We start from the raw sequence: 21,477 nt of genomic DNA, 5'->3' as shown, positions 1-21,477 counted from the left end.
GGGGCCGCGCGCCGCTCGCAACGCGCGGCGTCGTCAGGGGAGGGCGGCGTCCTGGCGCCGGTAGCCGCGCGCGAGCCGGACCTCGCCCTGCCCGACGGCGGCGACGTCGTCCCACGGCACGAGGAACGTGCCGCGGTGCCGACGCCGCACGAGCTGCGGCACCGGCCACGGCGCCGTGACGCCCGTGCGCTCGTACCCGAGGAACGACGTCCCGGTCCGTGGGCTCACGAGGATCCCGACGACCCGCGCGCGCCCGACGCGGCTGCGCCGTCGCACCTGATCGCTCAGCGCGCGGTCCTCGGGGTGCGCGTCGTCGGGGTCGGCCCCGCCCGCGGGCGGGCCGTCGTCGGGCAGCGTGTCGAGCGCGAGGCGCACGTCGACGAGGAACCCGAGGTCCTCCCCGCCGGGCCCGAGGACGCGCGCGTCGAGCAGGTCGCCGAGGATCACGACTCCTCCTCGGGGTCGTGCCGCCCACCCGGGATGCGGCCGACGACGTGCTCGCGCAGCCAGTCCTCGGTCCAGTGCAGGTCGAGCGAGTCCGCGCGGACGGTGAGCTCGAGCGCCGTGCCCACGTGCCCGACGTCGGACCACGGCACGCGCTCCCAGCGCGACGCGGGCGGGCGGCCGCCGAGGAGGCGCGTCACGAGCACCGGCCCGGTGAGGACCGCGCCGACCTCCGCCGGCTCGCCGGGCACCGCGTCCCGCGGGCCGCCGCCCGGCGAGCCGTCGGGCGCGGCATCGTCCGCGGCGGGGGAGGCGACGAGCTCCAGGTCGTCGACGGTCGTGACCGGCTCGCCGTCGACGTCGAGCACCTGACGGCTCAGCAGGTGCAGGCGCGCGTCCACGACGCGCACCCCCGTCGAAGGGGTGGCGTCCCGGCTCATGACCCTGCTCCCGTCGCGATCATCAGGGGGATCGCCGCCACGGCCGCGACGACGACGATCACCAGGTAGACCATGCCGAGCGCGTTGGTCACGCGCCCGTTGACGTGCTCGCCCATGTACTCCGGGTCGTTGGCCACGAGGAGGATCGGCACGTACGTGAGGGGCAGCGCGACCGCGGAGAACACGACGGACATCTCGGTGACCGCCACCGGGTCGACGCTCGTCATGAGGATCGCCACCGCGAGCAGCAGCGCGACGACCATCGTCAGGTGGAAGCGCGCCGCGCGCGCCGGGCGGCGGAACTTCCCCCACGACCAGCCGAGGTACTGCGCGAGCGTGTACCCGCTCGACAGGGCCGTCTCGAGCGCGGCGCCGAACGTCGCCGCGACGATCCCCACGATCACCACGGCGAGCAGCAGCGTCCCCCCGGCCTCGGCGACGGGCAGCACGATCTGCGACAGCGACGACACCTCGATGCCCGCGGGCAGCAGCACGACGGCCGCGCACGCCGCGATCGCCACCGACAGGAGCCCGCCGAGCGGGAACCCGACGAGCACGTTGACGCGGTTCTGCGCGAGGTCCTTCGCGGTCCAGCCCTCCTCGACGGCCCCGGAGGAGAAGAAGAACACCTCGTACGGCGTCATCGCGGCGCCGAAGAGCGCGACGGCGTAGTACCAGTAGGTCGCGACGTGCTCCGTCTCCGGGGGCGACGGCGGCACCGCCTGGCGCAGCAGCTCGCCCCAGTCCGGTCCCAGCAGGAACAGCGCGACCCCGAACCCCACGAGCAGCAGCCCGAGCAGGCCCGCGACGTTCTCCATCACCTGGAACTTCACGCGCCACAGCACGAGCCAGACGGCGAGCGCCGCGACCGGCATCCACAGGCGCGGCTCGACGCTGCTCGCGAGGTGCAGCGCGAGCGCGATGCCGCCGATCTCCGCGGTGAGCGTGAGGAGGTTGATCGCGAACGACGCCGCGAGGTTCGCGCCCGCCGCCCGCGGGCCGAGGCGCTCGCGGATGATCTCGAACGTCGCGCGCCCGCTCACCGCCGCGACGCGGCCCGACATCGACGCGAACAGGCAGATCCCGACGACGCCCACGACCACGACCCACACGAGCGACAGGCCGAACCGCGACCCCACGACGGCGTTCGTGACGAGGTCGCCGATGTCGACGAACCCGCCGATCGCCGTGAGGATGCCGAGCGCGACACCGAGCAGCTGCTTCACGCGCCACCCGCCAGGGCGAGCACCGTGTCGAGGTCGTCGGCCGCGCGCGCGAGGTCGGCCTCGAGCTCGGACGCCGTGAGCGGCACCGCCCCGGCGGCCGACAGGTCGCCGCCCGCCTCGCGCGCGACCCAGGCGCGCGCGATGACGACCTCGGCCGTCGCGTCGGCGACGGCCGCGAGGCCTGCGTCGCGCTGCGCGGACGAGACGTCGTCCGGCGGCACGAGGGTGGTCAGGGCGGTCGTGGACTCCTCGAGGACCCGGACCTGGTCGAGCACGGCGGCGTCCGCGACGGGCGTCGTCACACGGTCGGCGTCGAGCAGGCGCACGGTGAGCCGCGTCGTCTCGACCGCCGACCCGGCCTGGGCGACCGCGTCGGCGACGGCGGCCGTCGCCTGGCCGGGCTCCTGCCGGCTCGCCGTGCAGCCCACCGTCGTGCCGAGCGCGAGCCCGAGCAGCAGCCCGAGCGCGGCCCCGGACCGGGTGATGCGCGCACGACGTCCCACGTCAGCGATGGTGCCGCTGCTCCGGGAGGCCTGCACCCGGACGGGCCGGCGGTCAGGCGGCCTGGACGCCCGCGAGCACGCGGTCGAGCGCCGGTCGCGGGTCGGCCCCGGCCGGCAGGTCCTGCGCGACGGCGACGACCGACTCGGCGATGTCGCGCACCTTGACGTTGGCGAGGCTCGACGAGCGACGGAGCGACGCGAACGCGGCGTCGGGGGTGACGCGGTAGGCGAGCGCGATGATGCCCTTGGCCTGCTCGATCGCGGCGCGGGACTGTGCCCACAGGCCGATCTGCTCGTTCGCCTGGGCCCGTGCGCCGACGCCGACGACGCTCGTCACGTCGAGCACGACGCCCCGGGCGACGGGTACGCCGGTCGGGTCGGTCCAGGCGACGTCCACGAGCACGATGACCGCGCACTCCCGGCCCCTCGCGTCCCGCATGACCTGCACCTGCACCGGCGCCTCGCCGGACACGGCGCGCGCGATGGCGGTGAGCGTCTGCGCACGGTCCTTGCCCGTGGCCCGGTGGTGCCACAGGAGCAGCTCCGTCGTGGGGACGACCTCACCGGGGGAGTAGCCGAAGAGCTCGAGGAGCGGGTCCGACCACCACCACCGGTCCTCCTCCGGGTAGTACCGAAACTCCCCGGCGGCGACGGCGCCGGGAGAGGGCACCCACGTCGAGAGGGCGGCGTCGGCCGAACCGTTCACTTCTGCTCCTTGCGGCCTCGAGGGCGGCGTCCGGGCCGCTGCATGACCCCGTCGCCCCGGCGCACATGCTCCCGCACCGCGCCCCCGAGCGACGAATCCCGTGCTCAGGGGCGCGGCGGAGCGGTTCGACGCCGCGCTACGGGCGGTCCGGGGCCGTTCCCGCGGGCGCCCGCGCGGAGTCGGCCGACGCGTCGGCCTCCGGGCCGGAAGCCCTCTCGGCCGCCCGCCCCGGGCGCGACGGCACGAGCTTGAGGCCCACCACCGCCGCGATGATCCCGGCGATGGAGACCACCTTGCCCACGCTCACGGACTCGTCGCCCGTGAGGATGGCGTAGGTGACGGTGAGCGCCGCGCCGACCCCGACCCACACCGCGTACGCGGTGCCGATCGGGATGTGCTTGGTCGCCCAGCCGAGGCCGAGCATGCTCAGCGCGAGCGCGACGAAGAAGACGACGGACGGCCCGAGGACGGACAACCCGTCGGACGTGCCGAGCGCCGTCGCCCAGACGGCCTCGAAGACGGCGCTGACGAGCAGGATGATCCACGGCACGGTCAGCTCACCGCCTTGAGCCCGATGACGGAGCCGACGAGCAGCACGAGCAGGCCGACGCGCGCCACGGTGGCGCGCTCCTTGCCCGTGACGAAGCCCCAGACGACGGTCAGCGTCGCGCCGATCCCGACCCACACCGCGTACGCGGTGCCGGTGGGGAGCGTGGTCATCGCCCAGGCGAGACCGACCATGCTCAGCGACATGGCGACGAAGAAGACGACGGTCGGGCGCCACCGGCGGAAGTTCTCCGACGCTCCGAGTGCGGTGGCCCACACTGCCTCGAGCAGGCCCGAGAGGACCAGGACGAGCCAAGCCATGACAAGTAACCCTCCTGAGTCAGTCTTGTCCGTGCGGGTACTGCTCCCTCGTCCGCAGAGCTACCTCGACGCAACTCTGGTACTAACGTACCACATTCGACCTCTCCAGCCGCCAGCCGCGGCTCACGGTCGTCAGCTCGCGGAACCCCCAGGCGCGCAGCTGGGCGATCTCCTCGTGGTCCGTCGCGTCCGTGCCGACCAGGACACGGTGCACCCCGGCGAGCTCGAGCCACGCCCGGGCCTTGGCCAGCACCCCGGCCAGCAGGGCGTCGTCGGCCCCCGGGCCGGGCGCGAGGTCCACCAGCTCGGCGGTGCCTCCCGTCGCGGCCTGTCGCTCGGCGCGGCCGAGGGTCGTGTCGAGCTCGACGTACGCGGCCGTCTCCGTGCCGCGGTGCGCGGTGAACCGCACGCCCCCGCCGGGGCCGAGCGTGCGCCGCAGGGCGACGTCGTCCGGCGCGGGGGAGCGCCGAGGTCGGGGCGAGCAGCACCGTCTCGGCGTGCTCTCCGGGACGGAAGCCCGCGCGCTCCAGGGCCTCGCGGACGTGCGGCCACTGCTCCGGCACCCCGTAGACGCCCGCGAACGGCAGTTGCCCGTCCGCGTACGCGACGCGCACCTGCCACGCCGCGAGCTGTGCGTGGCAAGCGGCCGTCAGCGCGTCCGCGGCCGCGCGGGCCTCGGCGGACTGCTCCGGGTCCTCGTCGTCGGGCGGCGTGAGGAGGAGCCACTGCACGAGGCCGGCGTCGCGGTAGTCGTCGCTCGCCTCCGGCCCGGCCGTGAACCGGTGCAGGTGCGCGGCGCCCACGACCCGGTGCCGGGACTCGACGACGAACGTCGCGCGCTCGACGACCCACGGGTCGACGACGTGCTCGTCGGGCTGGCGCTCCAGGCTCCCGAGCACGCTGTTGACCGAGAGCCGCGCGCCCGGCACGACGGCGGAGAGGTGGGAGTTGACGAGGTCCGTGAGCTGGTCGCGGTCGTCGCGACGGAAGGTCCGGACACGGGGACGTGCAGACATGCGGCTGTCTCCAGGCAAAAGGATGAGCTGGGAAGGCCGCCACGCGATGCGGTACGCGGGCACCCTAGCAGCCGCGGTCGGCCGCGGTCAGGGGCGCAGCAGCGCCTTGATCGCGCGCCGCTCGTCCATCGCGGCGTAGCCCTCGGCCGCGTCGTCGAGCGAGAGCTCGAGGTCGAACACGCGCGCGGGGTCGATGCGCCGCTCCAGCACGAGGTCGAGCAGTTCGGGCAGGTACTGGCGCACGGGCGCGGGCCCGCCGGACCAGTGCACGTGCCGGTAGAACATGTCGACCGCCGGGAGGTCGACGCCGTGCGGCAGCCCGACGACCCCGACGTGCCCGCCCGCCCGGACGGCACCGAGCGCCTGGCTCATGGAGTCCTGCGTGCCCACCGCCTCGACGACGCTGTGCGCGCCGAGCCCGTCGGTCAGCTCGCGGACCCGCTCCACGCCCTCGTCGCCCCGCTCCGCGACGACCTCCGTCGCGCCGAACGCGCGCGCGAGCTCCTGGCGCGGCGCGTGCCGGCTCATCGCGATCACCTGGTCGGCGCCGAGCTGCGCCGCGGCGAGGACCGCGAGCAGCCCGACGGCGCCGTCGCCCACCACGACGACCGTCTTGCCCGGGCCGGCCTCGGCCGCACGCGCGCCGAACCACCCGGTCCCCAGCACGTCCGACGCCGTGAGCAGCGCGGGCAGGAGGTCGTCGTCGGGCCGCTCGGGCGTCGCGACGAGCGTCCCGTCCGCGAGCGGGACGCGCAGCAGCTCGGCCTGGGCGCCGCGCACGGGCTCCCGGTGGACGCACGACGTCTGGTACCCGGCCCGGCAGATCGGGCACGTGTTGTCGGACGCGAAGAACGACCCGACGACGAGCTGTCCCGGGCGCACGGTCCGGACGTCCGCGCCGACCTCCTCGACCGTGCCCACGTACTCGTGCCCCATCGCGACGGGGTGCTCGACCCGGTTGACGCCGCGGTACGTCCACAGGTCCGACCCGCACACGCACGCGGCCTCGACGCGCACGATCGCGTCGGTGGGCGCGAGCAGGCGCGGGTCGTCGCGCTGCTCGACGCGGACGTCGTAGGGGGCGTGGATGACGGTCGCGCGCACGGGGGCTCCTCGGGGCGGGCGGGCGGGTGGGCGGTCGGGACGTCGTCGAGCCTACGGCGGCTGGCGGCGCGGGGCCCGTGCGGCCGTCGAGAGCCTGTGGTCAGCCGTCGTCGGTCCGGAGCGTCTGCACGGCGTGCTCCTCGTCGTAGGCGAAGCTGAGCCTCCTGGTGACGACCTCGTCGGCGACGTCGTCGAGCGTCGTGGACCGGGCGTAGGCGTGCGCCCGGAGCACCGCGAGCGCGTCGCCGGGCGGGATGCGGAGCTGGGCGGTGACCATGCCGGTCGCCTGGTGGACCTCCGCGCGGGGCGCCCAGTCCAAGGAGTCGAGGTCGCCCAGCAGGGAGAGCCCGACGGTGTCGGCGAGGAGCTGTACTTCCTCCGGTCCCCGCGCCAGCGTCCGGGAGGAGGTGACGATGCTCAGCACGCCGACGACCCGCCCTCCCGCGTGCATCGGCACGGCGTGGTACGCGCCCTGGCCCGTGATCGCCTCGACCGCGTGGGAGAAGACGGGGAAGTCGTGCTCGTCGCGGCCGTCGTCGGCCCCGCTGACGACGATGTGGTCCTCCGAGAGGGCGCGCTGGACCGGGCCCTCACCGATCACCTCGCCCAGCCCCTCGATGCGGGCCGCGAGGCCGTCCGCCGTGGACACGGTGAGCCGGTCTTCCGCCGTCGGCGCGACCGTCAGCGCCGCGCTCCGGGCTCCGAGGACGGTCGCGGACGCCTGGCACAGCCGCGTGGCGAGGGGCAGGCTGCGGTCGGCCCGGGAGAGGGCGCGCGAGAGCAGCTCCAGCAGATCCGGCGCGGCGCCCACGGTGTGCCTCCCTACCTCGTGCACGGTCAGTCTGACAGCGCACCCCACACTCGCTCGTCGGCGGTGGACCGACGCTCCGACGCGCTCCGGTCCGGGCTGTCCCCGGACCGGTTGCAGGAAACCGCCACCGGGCTAGAGTCCCGGAGTCGAGTCTGGACCTGGCTCACCACCCCGCTGAACGACGACGGAGACGACCCATGTCCGTGGAGAACCCCGCACCGCTGCACCCTGTCTCGCTCGGCGACGGCACGACGCCCGGGCAGTTCCGGGTCGACCTCGCGACCGACGTCTGGTGGTGGTCGCCGGAGACGTACCGCCTCCACGGCTTCGAGCCCGGGGAGGTCGTGCCCACGACGTCGCTCGTGCTCGCCCACAAGCACCCCGACGACCGCGACCGCGTCCGCGACCTGCTGGAGCGGGCCCGCGTCGACGGGGAGCCGTTCTCGAGCATGCACCGCATCATGGACGCGCGCGGCGCGGAGCGGGTCCTCGTGCTCGTCGGGCACGGCCGTCGCGACCGGGACACCGGCCGGGTCGTCGAGCTGATGGGCAGATTCGTCGACGTGACGGTCGCCGTCCGGGACCGGGCGGAGCAGCAGGCCGAGCGCGACATCGCGGCCGCGGCCCGCAGCCGCGGACCGATCGAGCAGGCCAAGGGCGTCGTCGCCGCCGCGCTCGGGGTGGGGACGGAGCAGGCGTTCGGGCTCCTCAAGCGCGTCTCGAACGACCGCAACGTGCGTCTGCGGGAGCTCGCCCGGCGGGTCGTCGAGGAGGGCACCACGCCGAGCCCGGACCGGGCCCGGCGCGTCGTGTCCCTCCTGCGGTAGGCGCCGGGCCGGGCGGTCAGCGCCGTGCGAGCGACCGGACGACCGCGGCGACGTCGCCCGGCGCCTCCTCGGCCATGAAGTGGCCCGCCGTCGTCGTGAGGTGCTCGAGGTCGGGCGCCCAGCGCCGCCAGACGCCCGCGGCGTCGTACCCGAGCTGCGCGCCCCAGTCCTGCTGCACCACGGCGACGGGCATCGCGAGCCGGTCGCCCGCGTCGAGCGACGCCTGGTCGTGCTCGACGTCGACCGTCGCGGTCGCGCGGTAGTCGGCCACGATCGAGTCGACCGCGTCGCGGCTCGACGCGAGGTAGTGCGCACGCACGTCGGCGGGGATCGCGGCCGGGTCCTGCGTCCACGCGTCGAGGAAGGACCCGAAGAACGCGTCGGCGCTGTTGCGGATCATCGTCTCCGGCAGGCCCGGGGGCTGCGCCATGAGGTACAGGTGGAACGCGACGGCGGCGTCCACGCCGTGCAGCACTCCCCACGTGTCGAGCGTGGGCACCACGTCGAGGATGCCGAGGTGGCTCACGCGGTCGGGGTGGTCGAGCGCCGCGCGGAACGCGACGAGCGCGCCGCGGTCGTGGCCCACGAGGACGAACCGGTCGACGTCGAGCGCGTCGGCGAGCGCGACGACGTCGGCGGCCATGGTGCGCTTGGCGTAGACGTCGGGCGTCGTGGCGGCGGGCTTCGCGCTCTCGCCGTAGCCGCGCAGGTCGGGCACGACGACGCGGTGGTCGCGCGCGAGGTCGGTCGCGACGTGCCGCCACATGTGGCGCGTCTGCGGGAAGCCGTGCAGGAGCACGACGGGCGTGCCCTCGCCCGCGGTCTCGGCGCGCAGCGCGACGCCGGGCGCGACCTCGACGGTGCGGGTCTCGAAGCCGGGGATGTGCATGGGGTGTCCTCTCTCGGAGCGGTTCTCGGCCGTGCCGGGGCTGTGCCCGGCCGGTTCGTCGCCATCCTTCGGGCGGCGGATCAGCGTCCGATCAGTGCCGCCCGATCCGTGCCCCGGTGCGGCGAGAATGGCGGGGTGGTGGAGCTGCGCGTCGAGGTGCTCGGGCCGGTCCGCGTGCTGCGCGACGGCGCGGACGTCGACCCCGGCGGACCGCGCCAGCGCGAGCTCCTCGCGCGCCTCGCCGCCGCGCGCGGGCGCCCGGTGCCGTTCGACCGCCTCGCCGACGACCTCTGGGACGAGCCCGGCGCGGGGACGGGCGACCGGCGCGGCGCGCTCGCGACGTTCGTCGGCGACCTGCGGCGGCGCCTGGAGCCCAGGCGCGCGCCGCGCACGCCCCCGCGCGTCCTCGTCACCGCGCACGGCGGCTACGCGCTGCGGCTCCCGGACGACGCGCTCGACGCGGCGCGCCTGGAGGCGGCCGTCGCCCGGGCGAGCGCGTCTCCCGGGGCCGGGGACGCGGCGTCGGGCACGACGCGCGCGCTGGCGGACGCCGTCGCCGCCTGGCGCGGCGAGCCGTACGCCGACCTGCCGGACCGGGAGTGGGTGCGGGCCGAGCGCCGGCACCTCGTCGAGGTGCACGCGCGCGCCGTCGAGCTGCTCGCGGACGCGCTGCTCGGCGAGGGCCGGGCCGCGGAGGCGGTCGTCGTGCTCGACGCGCACGCCGCCGCGCACCCGTGGCGCGAGCACGCGTGGGCGCTGCTCGCGCTCGCGCTGTACCGCGACGGGCGGCAGGCGGACGCGCTCGACGTCCTGCGGCGCGCGCGCCGCCGGCTCGCCGACGAGCTCGGCCTCGACCCGGGTCCCGAGCTCGTCCGGCTCGAGCGCGACGTGCTCGGCCACGCGGCGTCGCTCGACGGCCCGACGCCGGGGCCGCGCCTCGCCGTCACGGCCCCCACCGGCTCGCGCACGCACCTGCGGTCCACGGTCGACGTCGCGCGCACGCTCGCCGTCGCCGGGGGCGACCACCTCGCGACCGCGCAGGAGCAGCGCGTCGCCGCGGCGCTCGCGGCCGAGGCGACCGGCGACCCGGTGCTCGCCGCGCGGACCGTCACCGCGTACGACGTCCCGGCCGTCTGGACCCGGAGCGACGACCCGGCGGCGGCCGACGCGCTCGTCGGCGTCGCGCGGCGGACCCTCGGGCGCCTCGGCCCGGACGCGCCCCCGGTGCTGCGGGCGCGTCTGCTCGCGGTGGTCGGCATCGAGCACCGCGGGACGCGCGACGCGTGGGCGCGGGCCGCGGCGGAGGACGCCGTCGGGATCGCGCGCGACCTCGGCGACCCGGCGACGCTCGCGCTCGCGCTCAACGCGCGGTTCCTCCAGTCCTTCCAGCGGCCGGGCGCCGGTCCCGAGCGGGACCGGACCGGCGCCGAGCTGGTCGCCCTGGCGGAGGACCACGACCTCCCGACCTTCGCGATCCTCGGCCACCTCGTCCGGATGCAGGCGGCGGCGGGCGCGGGCCGGTTCCCTGGCGCCGACGCCCACGCCGCCGCGGCCGAGGACGTCGCGGCGGGCTACGAGTCGCCCGTGGTCCCGATGCTCACCGCCTGGTACCGGGCGATGCGCGACGCCGAGACCGCCCCGCCCGACGCCGCGGCGCGCGCGTACCGCGCCGCCGACGACCGGCTCGCCGGGGTGCGCATGCCCGGCGTGCGCGACGGGCTGCTCCCGCTCGCGCTCCTCACCGTGCGCGTGCGGCACGGGCGCCCGCTCGCCGGGATCGAGATCGCCGACCTCGGCCCGTACGCCCCGTGGGCGGAGCCGCTGCTCGTGCTCGACGCGGGCGACCCCGACGCCGCCGCACAGCTCGCGCTCGCGGCGCCCGAGCCGCCCGCCGACCACCTGCGCGAGCTGCTGTGGGCGCTGCGCGCGGAGACCGCCCTGCGGCTCGGGGACCGCGCGCTCGCCGGGCAGGCCCGACGCGCGCTCGCCCGCACCCCCGATGAGCTCGCCGGGGCCGGGTCGGGCCTGGTCTCGCTCGGGCCTGTCCGCGGCTGGCTCGACCGGCTCGACGAGCGCCGCGCGTCGTAGGGGCGGCCGTTCGGGGGCGGGCGTGAGGCCGCTCAGCGCTCCGGGAGCAACCCCGCCACGAGCGCGTCGACGACGTCGTCGGTCGGGATGTCGGGGTCGATCGGCGTGGTGAGACGGTCGAGGAGCAGCCCGTCGATCGCGTAGTGGAACAGGGCGATCTCCCGGCGTCCGCCGGGCAGGCCGGCCGACCGGTTGAACGCGACGTCGGCCTCGAATCCCGCGCGCAGCCACGGGCCGAGCACGGCCGCGAGCTCGCCCCGACGGCCGGACTCGAGCCGCAGCTCGAACAGGGCTCGGGTGACGTCGGCGTCGGTCGACAACCGGCGCACGATGTCGCGGAGGTAGTCCGCGAACAGCGCGCGGTCGGGCGTCTGGGCCGCGCGTCGGGCGAGGTCCTCGGGTGTCGGCGCGAGCCGCTCCCCGATGCGCTCGAAGAGCCCTGCGACGAGGGCGTCTCGGCTCCGGAAGTAGTTCGACGTCGTGCCCGTCGGGACCCCGGCCTCGTCGTCGATCGCGCGGTGCGTCAGGCCGCGCGACCCCTCGCGGGCGAGCACGGCGATCCCGGCGTCCGCCAGGGCGCTGCGCCGTGCGGTGTTCTTCGCCATGCGCCGAGGCTATCGCAACCACTGCACCTGTTGTAGTCTCACCGGCAACCACTTCATCTGTAGTTGTCAGGAGACATGATGCGCGAGCTGACCTACTACGTCGCCGTGAGCCTCGACGGGTACATCGCCGGTCCGGGAGGCGAGTTCGACGCCTTCCTCGCCGAGGGCGACCACATGGCGCCCATCTGGTCCCGGTACCGCGGCACGGCGCCGACTGACCTGGCCGAGGCCGCGGGGCTCCCGGTCGCCGACGGCCCCTTCGACACCGTCCTCATGGGCTGGAACACCTACGCCGTCGGCCTCCCCGACCACCACCTGCCGAACCCCTACCGGCACCTGCGACAGATCGTCTTCACCCGCACGCACGAGGCGCCCGAGGGGAGCGAGGGGGTGCTGTTCACCGGCGCCGACCCGGTCGAGACGGTCCGCGCGCTCAAGCGGGAGGACGGCCAGGGGATCTGGCTGTGCGGCGGGGGAGCGCTCGCCGCCGTGCTCGTCGACGAGATCGACCGGCTCGCGCTCAAGGTGAACCCGATGATGCTCGGCGCCGGCGTCCCGCTGTTCGGCGAGCGGGACTACGCGCCCCTCTCCTGGCGATCGACGGGCACGCAGACGTTCCGCTCCGGCGTCACGCTCGCGGAGTACGCGCGGGCGTGAGCGACGGTCCCGCCGTGACGACCGTGCACCTAGACGTCGAGCGGTCCCCGCACGACCGAGTCGCCCGAGTGGGACGGGTCGCCGTCGAAGTGCTCCTCGGAGACGTCGACCACCGGGAACTCGGCGAGGTCCAGGCCGTCGGGCACGTCGAAGCGGCCCTCCGCGCCGTCGAGCACGCCGAGGCTCACGAGGCCGCTCAGGTCCTCCGCGAGCAGCCACACCTCGCGGTACGTGCCGTCGGGCGCCGGCGCGTCGACCGTCACGACGACCTGGCGCCGCCCGTCGGGCCGCTCCTCGACGCGCGCGTCGCCGCTCGCGCCCTGCCAGTCGGGCAGCGGGTCGAGCGTCGCGCTCGCGACCGTCGTCTCGGGCGGCTCGACCTCGCGGCGCTCCCAGAGGACGCCGCCCACGCCGCCGACGACGAGCGCGGCCGCAGCCGCCGCCGCGACCGGGACCCAGACCCGTCGGCGCCGCGACGCGAGCGGCACGACGACGGCCGTGCCGGTCGCGACGCCGTCCTCCGTCCCGGGCTCGGCTGCGCCCTGCGGGAGCGTCGGCGCGGCCGGAGCGTCGGTGACCGCCGCGGGGGCGACGACGGGCGGAGCGGCGGCGGCGCTCGTCAGGCCGAGCTCGGCCTGGATTCGCGACCACACCGCGGCGTCGGGGGCGACGAGCTCGTCCGCCGGGTCCGCGCCGTCGAACGCGTCGACGACGCGCGCGAGCCCTGCGACGGCGTCGGCGCACTCCGGGCAGGAGGACAGGTGCGCGCGCGCGTCGTCGTCGAGCACGTCCTCGCCGAGCGCGAGGAGCGCGAGGGTCTCGTCATCGATGTGCTGCACCGTCCACCTCCAATCGGTCGCGCAGCCGGATCAGGCTTCGTCGTACGTGGCTCTTGACCGTACCCAGCGGCAGGCCGAGCTCCTCGGCGATCTGCACGTGCGTCAGGTCGCGGAAGAACGCGAGCTCCAGGATCGTCCGCCCCGGGTCGCCGAGCCGTCGCAGCTCCTCGGTGAGGAGCACGCGGTCGGCGACACGTCCGACGTCGGTGTCCTCGCTCGCCGCGCGGCCCGCGTCCGGGGCGGTCGTGGCCGCGGCCCCCTCCGACCGGCGGACCCGCGACCGGGCCTCGTGCGCGTCGGCCACCGTGTGCCGCGTGATCCCGACGAGCCAGGCCGGGAGCCGGGCCCGGTCGGGGTCGAACCGGGACCGGCCCCGCCAGGCCGCGACGAAGACCTGCTGGGTGACGTCCTCGGCGTCGGCGCGCGTGCCGAGCGAGCGCAGCGCGATCGTGTGCACGAGCGCGGACCAGCGCCGGTAGGCCTCGGCGAGCGCCTGCTCGTCGCCGTCGGCGAAGTCGCGGCCGAGGCGCCACAGGTCCGGGTCGGTGGTCCCGGTCTCGGTCACGTTCAGGGCGGGTCCTCGAGGGTCGGTGCCGACCGCCCGGAGCGGCAGCGGCGAGCGGGTAGCAGCGATCGTAGCGCCCGTGCGGGACGTCACCGCGACGGGACCGCGGTCACGATCACGTTGTCCGAGTACGAGCGTCGCTCGGCGTCCCAGCGGCCGCCGCACGTCACGAGGACGAGGCGGCGCTCGCCGTCGCGGTCGAACAGCGCGTCGAGCGGCACGTCGGGCTTCGCGATGCTCCTGATGTCGGTCACTGTGTAGGTGTACGAGGTGCCCGTCGCGTCGACGACGTCGACGCTCGCGCCCGTCGTGATCTCGCGGAGCCGCGCGAACGGCCCGACGCCGTCCGGGTCGTCCACGTGGGCCGCGACCAGGGTCGTCCCGGTGGGGCTCGCCGGGGCCGGCCCGAACCGGTACCACGCGGCGACGTCGCCGGAGCCCGGCAGCGCCATCCGCCCCTCGGGGTCGACGCCCGCCGGCTCGACGGGCAGGTCGATCCCGAGGTCACCGACGACGACCCGTGCGGGTGCCGGCGGCGGGGGAGCCGGGACGTCCCGGGCCGGGCGCACCGGCACCGGTGCGTCCCGGGCCGGCCCGGGCGTCCCCGCGGTCGCCTCCCCGCCCTGGTGGGGGGCCGGGGTGGGGAGGGGGTCGGCCGACGGTCCGAGTCCGTCGGCAGACCCGTCGGCGGACGGCAGGGAGCATCCGCCGACGACCGCTGCGGTGACGAGCACCGCCCCCAGGAGGGTCCGGAGGCCGGCCCGCGCGCCCCGGGCGGGGCGCGCGGGACCGGCGGTCGTGCGCTGCGTCATGCCGTCCGGTCGCTCCGGACGGCGTGGGCCGCGTGCTGCTGGCGCCACGCGCGCGCCAGCATGAAGGTGGCCGCGACGAGAAGCAGGCCGAACAGCGACGCACCGAACGCGATGGCGACGCCCGTCGCGGTGCTGCTCGGCGCGTCGGCCGCGAGGCCCGAGAGCCCGGCCGGGACGCCCGACGGCGACGAGTGCAGGCCCTCGACCGTCTGGGTCGCGAGGGCGAGGTTGCCGTCCTCGAGGCTGCCCCACGCGTACGCGATGGTGTTGACGCCCTCGGCGACCGTGAGGTCGGCCGGGCCGAGCACGGGCTCCGTGGTGCCCGCGGCGGCGACGGTCGCCGAGATCGTGCCGGCCGGTAGGTCGAGCACAGCCTCCTTCGGGTTCTCCAGGCCGGTCACGACCGCCTCCCCGCCGGCGAGGACGTCGACCGCGGGCGCCGCGGCGACGTGGCGCACGGTGAGCCGGCCCTGGCCCGCGGCCGTGGGCTTCGTGTCGTTCGTGAAGAGCGTCGCGGTCGGCTGGCCGCCCGCGTCGAGGTGCGCGACGGCGGTGTAGCTCGTGCCGCCCGCGAGCTGGAGGTCGACCGGGCCGATGACCGGGGAGCTCGTGTCCGTCGCGTCGGGCGCCGTGATCGCGACCGTGTACGTCCCGGCGGGGAGGTCGAGCGGACCCGCGAGGTCGCCGGGCTGGAAGTCGTCGAGGGTGAGCTCGTCGTTCACCCAGACGTCCACGGGCGTGTCCGGCACGCCGTGCAGGACGGAGAGCGAGGCGCCGTCGTCGGTGGCGGCCTGGGCGGGGAGCGCGACGGCCCCCAGCGCGACGAGGGTCGCTGCGCCCGCGAGCGCGGCGGTGCGTCGTGCGGTGCGGTGCATGGTGTCCTCCGGTGGTCGAGCCCGGTCCGTCCCGGGCGCTCGATCTGCTGACACTCCCTCTTCCCCCGCAGGTGCGGATCTGGATGCACACGCATCAAAAAAAGTGCCCGGCCCCGCGGTGCGGGGCCGGGCACGGGGGACCGGTCAGAGGTTCTGGGGCCGCAGCACCGCGCTGATGCCGTGCGCGATCTGGACGTTGCCCTTGTTGAGGTCGAGCTTGCTCTTCACGAGGAACGGGTCGAGGTCGTTGCGGTCCTGGTCGACGAGGCGGACCAGGGCGAGGCGCTTGCTCAGCACGTCGACCCGGAACGTCGCGCCCTGCGCCGTGGTGAGGACGGCGTCGTCGGACCGCAGCGCGGTGCCGGAGTCGATCGTCGCGCCGGGGACGACGTGGTACAGCAGGACCTGCTCGATCGCGTCGATGCCGACCGCGCCGGCGAGCGAGGTGAGCACGCGCTCCTCGGTGGGCTGCCAGCGGTGCGTGAGGTCGAACGCGAGGAGCTGGAACGCCCGGTCGTTCGGCAGGAACGCGGTGAGCGGCACCGTGCCGTCGGCCAGGACCGCCACGGGGCTGTCCGGCTTGGCGGCGAGGACCGCGGCCACTGCCTGGTCGACGATGTCGAAGTCGTACCAGTTGCGGTCGAACGTGTCGCCGTCGGCCGCGAGCACGGAGGCGAGGCTCGCGGTGCCCGACGGCGGCGCCGTCGTGGGGGCCGGTGCCGCGACGGCCGGTGCGGCCGCGGCGGTCAGGGCGAGGAGCGCGGCTCCCGCCGCGGTGAGCGTGCGTCGGAGGTTCATCGTCGAGTCCCTTCGTCGTGCACGGGACGGCGGTGCGCCGTCGGACGCCGGGCGGCGTCCACCTCTCCTTCACCCGGACCGCCGCCCGCGGATGCACCCACCGCCGACGACTTCTTGACGCGCTCGACGCGCCGCCCGCTCAGCCCTCCGTGTCTGGCGCCTCCGTCGTGCCGCCCCCGAGCGAGCGTGCGAGCGCGCGGACCGTGTCGATCGTGTCGGCCTCGGCCGCCGTCTTGTCGTCGCGGTACCGGACGACGCGCGCGAAGCGCAGCGCGAGCCCGCCGGGGTAGCGGGTCGAGCGCTGGAGGCCGTCGAACGCGATCTCGACGACCTGCTCGGGGCGCACGTGCACGACGTACCCCTCGTCGGAGGTCTGGAGCTCGCGGAAGCGCTGCGTCTGCCACGCGAGCATCTCGTCGGTCATGCCCTTGAACGTCTTGCCGAGCATGACGAACCCGCCGTCGGGGTCGCGCGCGCCGAGCCAGATGTTCGACAGCCACCCGCTGCGCCGGCCGGAGCCCTGCTCGACGGCGAGCACGACGAGGTCGAGCGTGTGCCGCGGCTTGACCTTCACCCAGCCGGCACCGCGCCGCCCGGCCGCGTAGGGCGCTCCGAGCGACTTCACGACGACGCCCTCCTGGCCCTCCGCGACGGCGGTGTCGAAGAACGCGGTCGCGGCCGCGGCGTCGTCGGTCACGAGGCGCCGCACGACGAGCGGCTCGGCGGCGTCGGCGAGCAGGTCGTCGAGCACCGCGAGCCGGTCGCGCAGCGGCTCGTCCAGCAGGTCGCGGCCGTCGGTGTGGAGCACGTCGAAGAAGAACGGGGAGAGCTCGAGCGAGGCCGCGAGCTCGGCCTCCTCGGCGGCGCTGCGCTCGCCCTGCGTCGCGGAGCGGGCGGCGGTCTCCTGGAACGGGCGGGGGACGCCGTCGGGCCCGACGACGAGCGCCTCCCCGTCGAGGACGAGCGCCCGGGCGGGGAGCGCCCGCACGGCCGCGACGATCTCGGGGACGCGCTCGGTGATGTCGTCGAGCGAGCGCGTGAAGACGCGCACGTCGTCGCCGTCGCGGTGCACCTGGATGCGGATGCCGTCGAGCTTCACGTCCACGGCGACGGCGGTGCCCGACGGGTCGCCCGGCGCGGCCCCGAGCTTGTCGAGCGCGGCGCCGACGTCGGGTGCGGACTGCGCGAGCATCGGCCGCACCGGGCGGCCGACGGTGAGCCGGAACGCCGCGAGCGCCTCCGTCGCGGCCTCCGGGCCGCCCGCCGTGAGCGCGGCGCGGGCGACCGGCCCGGTCGCGCCCGCGAGCATGACCGCGCGCCGCACCGCGTCGGCGGGGACGCCCGCAGCCTCGGCGACGGCGTCGACCACCACGGAGTCGAGCGCGCCCTGGCGCAGCTCGCCCGAGACCAGTCCGGCGAGGAGCGACTGCTCGCGCGCCGTCGCAGCGCCGAACAGGGCGGCCGCCTCGGCCTGGCGCGCGGTCGACGACCCGGGGCCGGAGAGGTCCGCCATGCGGGCGAACGCGGTGTCGACGTCGGTCAGCGTGAGGCCGGGTTCTTCCGCGGGCGCGGGGAGGTCGCGCAGCGACCGCCACCCGAGCCCGGTGCGGCGCTGGCGCAGCTCGCCCGCGAGGTACGCGACGGCGATCTCCACCTCCGCGCTCCCGGCCTCGGCGTCGTCCGCGACGCGCCGCAGCAGGTCGGCGATGGCCGCGCGCTTGGCGAGGCGCGAGCGCGTGGCGGCGACGGCGTCGGACGTGGCGGCGACCTCGGCGAGCAGCATGCCCCATCCTCACGCCGACCACCCACGCCTCGCCCGCCGGGGCGCGCTCAGGGGGAGGGGGCCACCACGACGTCGACCCGCCCGACCGACGGCAGGACGTGCCGCAGCGCGTCGTCGGCGCGGGCCGACGTCCGGTCGGCGACGGCGACCGAGGTCTCGGGCGGGACGAGGACGCGCGCCTGCACGGTGAGCCGGTGCCCTGCCCAGCGCAGACGGACGTCGTCCACGCCGTCCAGCCCGTCCACCGCGTCGAGCGCGCGGCGGGCGCGGTCCGTGAGCGCGGGGTCGACGCCGTCCAGCAGCCGACGGCCGACGTCGCGCGCGGTGCCCCACAGGAGGACGAGGATCGCGACGGTGATGAGCAGGCCGACGGCGGGGTCGGCGAGGGGGACGCCGACGAGGACACCGAGCGCGCCGAGCACGACCGCGAGCGAGGTGAACCCGTCCGTGCGCGCGTGCACGCCGTCGGCGACGAGCGCGGCGGAGCCGATGCGGCGCCCGACGCGGATCCGGTAGACGGCGACGGCCTCGTTCCCGGCGAACCCGACGACGCCCGCGGCGACCACCCACCCGAGGTTCTCCACGGGCTGCGGGTCGGCGAGGCGCCGCACGGACTCGACGCCTGCGACGACGGCCGAGAGGGCGATCATCGCGACGATGAACAGGCCCGCGAGGTCCTCCGCCCGGCCGTAGCCGTGGGTGTACCGGCGCGTCGCGGCACGACGGCCGAGCACGAACGCGATCCACAGCGGCACCGCCGTGAGCGCGTCGGAGAGGTTGTGCACCGTGTCGGCGAGGAGGGCGACCGACCCGCTCACCGCCACGATGGCGAGCTGCGCGAGCGCAGTGAGCCCGAGGACCACGAGCGAGACCTTCACCGCGCGGATGCCCTGGCCGCTGGCGACGAGCTCGTCGTCGATCGAGTCGGCCGCGTCGTGGGAGTGCGGCACGAACACCTCGTGCAGCCAGCCGCGCAGGCCCGTCGGGTGCGCGTCGTGATGATGGTCGTGGTCGTGGTCGTGGTCGTGGTCGTGGTCGTGGTCGTGGTCGTGGTCGTGCGGGTGGTCGTGGCCGAGGACGGCCGGCCGCGGCGCGGTCATCGCGCGGCCTCGTCCGCACTGCCCGCGGCCGGCTTTTCCGCCGCCCGGTGCGCGCCGTCGGCGTGATGCTGCGGGTGGTCGTCCACCGCGTGCTGCGCCTGGAAGACGGCCTGCGTCACGAGCGTGCGCGCGTGCTCGTCGATCAGCGAGTAGAAGACGCGGTTGCCCTCCTGGCGCGCACGGACGATCCGGCCCCACCGGAGCTTCGCGAGGTGCTGGGAGACCGCGGTCGGTGACTTGCCCACCACCTCGGCGAGGGCGTTGACGGGGAGCTCGGCGTCTCGCAGGGCGAGGACGATCCGGACCCGCGTCGCGTCGGCGAGCAGCGAGAACACCTCGGCCGCGAGCTCGACGTAGGGGCTCTCGGTACCGAAGGTGCAACCCTTCGTATCTTCACGCATACGCAGATAGTAGCGGTCCGGCTGACCCCCGTCCTTGCTCGGACGACCCCGTCGGTCTCGCGGTGCACGACGCCTCACGGGCGGAGCAGCGCGCCCCCATGGCTGCGAGGGCACGAGCCTCCGGACCGCCGAGCGAGGCGCACCGGTCGTACAGTGACCGCCGTGACGACCGAGCCTCCCGCTGATGTCGGCGCGGACTCCGGCGCCGCCGCGGGCACGGCTCACCGGCGACGCCGCCGTCGCCTGCCGCCGTGGCTCCTCGCCGCGGTGGTCGTCGTCGCGCTCCCCGCGACGGGGCTGCTCCCCGCGGCGGACGCGCGCGACCTGCTCGTGCGCACCGGGCCGGTCCTCGTGTTCCTCCTCGCCATCACGGTGGTCGCGGAGCTGTGCGCGGGCGCGGGCCTGTTCGACGCCGTCGCCGCCCGGGCGGCGCGGCTCGCCGGGGGTCGGCGGATCGTGCTGTGGGTGCTCGTCGTGCTGCTCGCGACGGCCAGCACCGTGGTGCTGTCGCTCGACACGACGGCGGTGCTCGTCACGCCCGTCGTGCTCGCCCTCGCGCGTCGCACGGGCACCAGACCGCTGCCGCTCGCGCTCACCGTGCTCGCGCTCGCGAACACGGCGTCGCTCCTCCTGCCGGTCTCGAACCTCACCAACCTGCTCGCCGCGGACCGGTTCGGCACCGGGTACGTCGGGGTGATGTGGGCGCCGGCGCTCGCGGTCCTCGTGGTGACGGTCGTCGTGCTGCTCGCGCTGCACGGTCGCCACCTGCGGGGACGGTTCGACCTCGTGGGTCCCGGCCCGACGCCGCCCGACCGGGTGCTCCTGCGGGTCACCGGGGCCGTCGTCGTGCTCCTCGCGGTCGCGTTCGCGCTCGAGCTGCCCGTCGCGCCGACGGCGCTCGCGGGCGCGGCGGTGCTCGCGCTCGCGACGTGGTGGCGGCGCGTGCGCCCGCTCGTGCCGGTGCGGGAGATGCTGCCGTGGAGGTCCGCGGTGGTCGTGGCGGCGCTGTTCGTGGTCGTGGAGACCTGGCACGCGCACGGGCTCGGCGACCTCCTCGCCGCCGTCGCGGGCACGGGGACCGGGCCGGGCGACCTCGCCCGCCTGGCCGCGACGGGCGTGGTCGCGGCGAACCTCGTGAACAACCTGCCCGCGTTCCTCGCGCTGCTCCCCGCGGCGGGCGAGGACGTCGAGCGGCTCGCGACCCTGCTCGTCGCGGTCGACGCCGGGCCGCTGATCACGCCCTGGGCGTCGCTCGCGACCGTGCTGTGGTGGCAGCAGTACCGCCGTCACACCTTCGGGCAGGAGGCGCCGCCCGCGTGGCACGTGATCCGCCAGGGCCTCGTGCTCGCGCCCCTCGCCGTCGCGGCGGGGGTCGCCGTCGTGGTGCTGACCCGGCCGACGTGACCCGGCATCACGGCCGAGCGGTCATGACGAAGCCCGCGCGAGGAGACGAGACGAGATCTCCGGACGCGGGCTGCGTGCTGTCTCAGGCTGAGAGCTTGTGGTTGGCGAGACGGTTCATCGAGATGCCCTGCGCGGCAGCCTCCTCGACGAGCCGACGGTGCATGGCCGGGGGGATCCGCACGCGGAACTCGCCGGAGTAGTGGCGCTCGGACAGGGGCTCGGGGACCTCTTCGCCAGAGGCTGCGAGGTCCTCGACCACCTCGGAGGCGAGCTTCCGGATCCCGGCGAACGCGGCGGCCGACTCGGGCTCGAGCCAGGAGAGGGAGGGTAGCTCGAGAACCGTACCGACGAACTCTCCGTCGTCTGCGGACCAGGACACGCGGTAGCTGTAGTGCTCGGCGGCGTTCACTTCTCCTCCTCCGTGGAGTCGTTCTCCTCGTGCATGGCCTCGAGCCTGTCGATCGCCTCGAGGACCTGTCTGACCTGGTAGGCCTTGGCCCGGCCGTTGCTGTTCTGGATGTTGACCCGGGGGTCACCGGGCCACGGCATGGCATAGACGTGGTGCGAGCCCCCGCTGCGTCTGGGCTCGCCGAAGTAGTGGTCGCACACGGCGGCGAGCTCGTCGAAGCGAACGCTGCCCGGGCTGTTCCGCATGCGGTCCAGCACCTTGTCTCGCTTCGTCAGAAGACCTACGGTACCAATAGTGGTACCACCCGT

Annotated in this window: 26 protein-coding genes; 4 read left to right on the top strand and 22 right to left on the bottom strand. The window is 75.7% G+C overall.

The genetic code is table 11. The annotated features are described in order from the left end of the window. Positions 1 to 33: 33 nt before the first annotated feature. The 10 genes from ACPCUX_RS06895 to ACPCUX_RS06850 form a co-directional block, all read right to left on the bottom strand. The gene (locus ACPCUX_RS06895) at positions 34 to 447 is read right to left on the bottom strand and encodes a hypothetical protein (RefSeq protein WP_085386989.1); all 414 of its coding nucleotides are present in this window, start codon (positions 445 to 447) and stop codon (positions 34 to 36) included. After that, complete coding sequence (locus ACPCUX_RS06890; RefSeq protein WP_396049847.1) at positions 444 to 884, bottom strand: hypothetical protein; 441 nt, start codon at positions 882 to 884, stop codon at positions 444 to 446. Before ACPCUX_RS06890 ends, ACPCUX_RS06895 begins: the two co-directional genes overlap by 4 nt. Further along, positions 881 to 2,110 carry an NRAMP family divalent metal transporter gene (locus ACPCUX_RS06885; protein WP_076404205.1) on the bottom strand — a complete coding sequence of 410 codons (1,230 nt, stop codon included), beginning with the start codon at positions 2,108 to 2,110 and terminating at the stop codon, positions 881 to 883. The genes ACPCUX_RS06890 and ACPCUX_RS06885 overlap by 4 nt, the downstream gene beginning before the upstream one ends. Beyond that, on the bottom strand, positions 2,107 to 2,613 hold the full coding sequence (locus ACPCUX_RS06880) for a hypothetical protein (RefSeq protein WP_043657299.1): 507 nt from the start codon (positions 2,611 to 2,613) through the stop codon (positions 2,107 to 2,109). The genes ACPCUX_RS06885 and ACPCUX_RS06880 overlap by 4 nt, the downstream gene beginning before the upstream one ends. 52 nt (positions 2,614 to 2,665) lie before the next feature. Further along, the gene (locus ACPCUX_RS06875) at positions 2,666 to 3,319 is read right to left on the bottom strand and encodes an ANTAR domain-containing protein (protein ID WP_051028361.1); all 654 of its coding nucleotides are present in this window, start codon (positions 3,317 to 3,319) and stop codon (positions 2,666 to 2,668) included. Between the two features lie 136 nt (positions 3,320 to 3,455). Continuing rightward, positions 3,456 to 3,869, bottom strand: coding sequence for a DMT family transporter (locus ACPCUX_RS06870; RefSeq protein WP_043657296.1), 414 nt, complete (start codon positions 3,867 to 3,869; stop codon positions 3,456 to 3,458). Between the two features lie 2 nt (positions 3,870 to 3,871). Continuing rightward, a complete protein-coding gene (locus tag ACPCUX_RS06865) occupies positions 3,872 to 4,186 on the bottom strand; it encodes a DMT family transporter (RefSeq protein WP_021482216.1) in 315 nt (104 codons plus the stop codon). Between the two features lie 82 nt (positions 4,187 to 4,268). Next, positions 4,269 to 4,595: a hypothetical protein gene (locus tag ACPCUX_RS06860; protein ID WP_423388431.1), complete on the bottom strand. Its 327-nt coding sequence runs from the start codon at positions 4,593 to 4,595 to the stop codon at positions 4,269 to 4,271. Between the two features lie 694 nt (positions 4,596 to 5,289). Next, the gene (locus ACPCUX_RS06855; protein ID WP_114552898.1) at positions 5,290 to 6,306 is read right to left on the bottom strand and encodes a zinc-binding dehydrogenase; all 1,017 of its coding nucleotides are present in this window, start codon (positions 6,304 to 6,306) and stop codon (positions 5,290 to 5,292) included. A gap of 100 nt (positions 6,307 to 6,406) precedes the next feature. Beyond that, positions 6,407 to 7,117, bottom strand: a complete 711-nt coding sequence (locus tag ACPCUX_RS06850) for an ANTAR domain-containing protein (RefSeq protein ID WP_085386994.1) — start codon at positions 7,115 to 7,117, stop codon at positions 6,407 to 6,409. 197 nt (positions 7,118 to 7,314) lie between these two features. Between ACPCUX_RS06850 and ACPCUX_RS06845 the strand changes: the two genes are divergently transcribed. Further along, positions 7,315 to 7,944 carry a PAS and ANTAR domain-containing protein gene (locus ACPCUX_RS06845; RefSeq protein WP_423388430.1) on the top strand — a complete coding sequence of 210 codons (630 nt, stop codon included), beginning with the start codon at positions 7,315 to 7,317 and terminating at the stop codon, positions 7,942 to 7,944. 16 nt (positions 7,945 to 7,960) lie between these two features. Here the strand turns inward: ACPCUX_RS06845 and ACPCUX_RS06840 are convergent, their stop codons facing one another. Then, positions 7,961 to 8,833 (bottom strand): alpha/beta fold hydrolase, encoded by an 873-nt coding sequence (locus ACPCUX_RS06840; protein ID WP_114552896.1) that lies wholly within the window; start codon positions 8,831 to 8,833, stop codon positions 7,961 to 7,963. Between the two features lie 135 nt (positions 8,834 to 8,968). Here ACPCUX_RS06840 and ACPCUX_RS06835 point away from each other — a divergent pair, with 135 nt between their 5' ends. Then, positions 8,969 to 10,921 carry a BTAD domain-containing putative transcriptional regulator gene (locus ACPCUX_RS06835; protein ID WP_423388429.1) on the top strand — a complete coding sequence of 651 codons (1,953 nt, stop codon included), beginning with the start codon at positions 8,969 to 8,971 and terminating at the stop codon, positions 10,919 to 10,921. Positions 10,922 to 10,953: 32 nt separating this feature from the next. Here the strand turns inward: ACPCUX_RS06835 and ACPCUX_RS06830 are convergent, their stop codons facing one another. Continuing rightward, positions 10,954 to 11,526: a TetR/AcrR family transcriptional regulator gene (locus ACPCUX_RS06830; RefSeq protein WP_043652855.1), complete on the bottom strand. Its 573-nt coding sequence runs from the start codon at positions 11,524 to 11,526 to the stop codon at positions 10,954 to 10,956. A gap of 78 nt (positions 11,527 to 11,604) precedes the next feature. Here ACPCUX_RS06830 and ACPCUX_RS06825 point away from each other — a divergent pair, with 78 nt between their 5' ends. Then, positions 11,605 to 12,183: a dihydrofolate reductase family protein gene (locus tag ACPCUX_RS06825; RefSeq protein ID WP_085388598.1), complete on the top strand. Its 579-nt coding sequence runs from the start codon at positions 11,605 to 11,607 to the stop codon at positions 12,181 to 12,183. A gap of 29 nt (positions 12,184 to 12,212) precedes the next feature. On the opposite strand, the gene ACPCUX_RS06820 is transcribed toward ACPCUX_RS06825, so the two are convergent. From ACPCUX_RS06820 to ACPCUX_RS06785, 8 genes are all read right to left on the bottom strand, one after another. Next, positions 12,213 to 13,022, bottom strand: a complete 810-nt coding sequence (locus ACPCUX_RS06820) for an anti-sigma factor (RefSeq protein ID WP_396049857.1) — start codon at positions 13,020 to 13,022, stop codon at positions 12,213 to 12,215. Next, positions 13,006 to 13,587: an RNA polymerase sigma factor gene (locus ACPCUX_RS06815; protein WP_423388428.1), complete on the bottom strand. Its 582-nt coding sequence runs from the start codon at positions 13,585 to 13,587 to the stop codon at positions 13,006 to 13,008. Before ACPCUX_RS06815 ends, ACPCUX_RS06820 begins: the two co-directional genes overlap by 17 nt. A gap of 89 nt (positions 13,588 to 13,676) precedes the next feature. Then, on the bottom strand, positions 13,677 to 14,399 hold the full coding sequence (locus ACPCUX_RS06810; RefSeq protein ID WP_396049859.1) for a class F sortase: 723 nt from the start codon (positions 14,397 to 14,399) through the stop codon (positions 13,677 to 13,679). Further along, positions 14,396 to 15,274: a DUF4397 domain-containing protein gene (locus tag ACPCUX_RS06805; RefSeq protein WP_085386999.1), complete on the bottom strand. Its 879-nt coding sequence runs from the start codon at positions 15,272 to 15,274 to the stop codon at positions 14,396 to 14,398. Before ACPCUX_RS06805 ends, ACPCUX_RS06810 begins: the two co-directional genes overlap by 4 nt. Positions 15,275 to 15,418: 144 nt before the next feature. Next, positions 15,419 to 16,072 (bottom strand): fasciclin domain-containing protein, encoded by a 654-nt coding sequence (locus ACPCUX_RS06800; RefSeq protein WP_211932548.1) that lies wholly within the window; start codon positions 16,070 to 16,072, stop codon positions 15,419 to 15,421. Between the two features lie 139 nt (positions 16,073 to 16,211). Then, positions 16,212 to 17,855 carry an ATP-dependent DNA ligase gene (locus ACPCUX_RS06795; protein ID WP_423388427.1) on the bottom strand — a complete coding sequence of 548 codons (1,644 nt, stop codon included), beginning with the start codon at positions 17,853 to 17,855 and terminating at the stop codon, positions 16,212 to 16,214. Between the two features lie 47 nt (positions 17,856 to 17,902). After that, complete coding sequence (locus tag ACPCUX_RS06790; RefSeq protein WP_423388426.1) at positions 17,903 to 18,955, bottom strand: cation diffusion facilitator family transporter; 1,053 nt, start codon at positions 18,953 to 18,955, stop codon at positions 17,903 to 17,905. Continuing rightward, complete coding sequence (locus ACPCUX_RS06785; protein WP_114553290.1) at positions 18,952 to 19,356, bottom strand: metalloregulator ArsR/SmtB family transcription factor; 405 nt, start codon at positions 19,354 to 19,356, stop codon at positions 18,952 to 18,954. Before ACPCUX_RS06785 ends, ACPCUX_RS06790 begins: the two co-directional genes overlap by 4 nt. A gap of 162 nt (positions 19,357 to 19,518) precedes the next feature. On the opposite strand from ACPCUX_RS06785, the gene ACPCUX_RS06780 reads away from it, so the two are divergent. Further along, positions 19,519 to 20,760: an SLC13 family permease gene (locus ACPCUX_RS06780; protein WP_423388425.1), complete on the top strand. Its 1,242-nt coding sequence runs from the start codon at positions 19,519 to 19,521 to the stop codon at positions 20,758 to 20,760. Between the two features lie 82 nt (positions 20,761 to 20,842). Here the strand turns inward: ACPCUX_RS06780 and ACPCUX_RS06775 are convergent, their stop codons facing one another. After that, complete coding sequence (locus ACPCUX_RS06775) at positions 20,843 to 21,169, bottom strand: type II toxin-antitoxin system HicB family antitoxin (protein ID WP_043652837.1); 327 nt, start codon at positions 21,167 to 21,169, stop codon at positions 20,843 to 20,845. Continuing rightward, complete coding sequence (locus tag ACPCUX_RS06770; protein WP_085388602.1) at positions 21,166 to 21,414, bottom strand: toxin HicA; 249 nt, start codon at positions 21,412 to 21,414, stop codon at positions 21,166 to 21,168. The genes ACPCUX_RS06775 and ACPCUX_RS06770 overlap by 4 nt, the downstream gene beginning before the upstream one ends. Positions 21,415 to 21,477 lie beyond the last annotated feature (63 nt).

The sequence above is a fragment of the Cellulosimicrobium sp. AB352 genome (assembly GCF_049538415.1).
GTDB lineage: Bacteria > Actinomycetota > Actinomycetes > Actinomycetales > Cellulomonadaceae > Cellulosimicrobium > Cellulosimicrobium funkei.
This window is presented reverse-complemented; position numbering and strand designations above follow the sequence as displayed.

Coding starts and splice junctions, on each gene's coding strand:
- ACPCUX_RS06890 (WP_396049847.1), bottom strand. CDS start 884: ATGAGCCGGGACGCCACCCCTTCGACGGGGGTGCGCGTCGTGGACGCG.
- ACPCUX_RS06865 (WP_021482216.1), bottom strand. CDS start 4,186: ATGGCTTGGCTCGTCCTGGTCCTCTCGGGCCTGCTCGAGGCAGTGTGG.
- ACPCUX_RS06845 (WP_423388430.1), top strand. CDS start 7,315: ATGTCCGTGGAGAACCCCGCACCGCTGCACCCTGTCTCGCTCGGCGAC.
- ACPCUX_RS06840 (WP_114552896.1), bottom strand. CDS start 8,833: ATGCACATCCCCGGCTTCGAGACCCGCACCGTCGAGGTCGCGCCCGGC.
- ACPCUX_RS06830 (WP_043652855.1), bottom strand. CDS start 11,526: ATGGCGAAGAACACCGCACGGCGCAGCGCCCTGGCGGACGCCGGGATC.
- ACPCUX_RS06825 (WP_085388598.1), top strand. CDS start 11,605: ATGCGCGAGCTGACCTACTACGTCGCCGTGAGCCTCGACGGGTACATC.
- ACPCUX_RS06810 (WP_396049859.1), bottom strand. CDS start 14,399: ATGACGCAGCGCACGACCGCCGGTCCCGCGCGCCCCGCCCGGGGCGCG.
- ACPCUX_RS06805 (WP_085386999.1), bottom strand. CDS start 15,274: ATGCACCGCACCGCACGACGCACCGCCGCGCTCGCGGGCGCAGCGACC.
- ACPCUX_RS06800 (WP_211932548.1), bottom strand. CDS start 16,072: ATGAACCTCCGACGCACGCTCACCGCGGCGGGAGCCGCGCTCCTCGCC.
- ACPCUX_RS06795 (WP_423388427.1), bottom strand. CDS start 17,855: ATGCTGCTCGCCGAGGTCGCCGCCACGTCCGACGCCGTCGCCGCCACG.
- ACPCUX_RS06790 (WP_423388426.1), bottom strand. CDS start 18,955: ATGACCGCGCCGCGGCCGGCCGTCCTCGGCCACGACCACCCGCACGAC.
- ACPCUX_RS06785 (WP_114553290.1), bottom strand. CDS start 19,356: ATGCGTGAAGATACGAAGGGTTGCACCTTCGGTACCGAGAGCCCCTAC.
- ACPCUX_RS06770 (WP_085388602.1), bottom strand. CDS start 21,414: ATGCGGAACAGCCCGGGCAGCGTTCGCTTCGACGAGCTCGCCGCCGTG.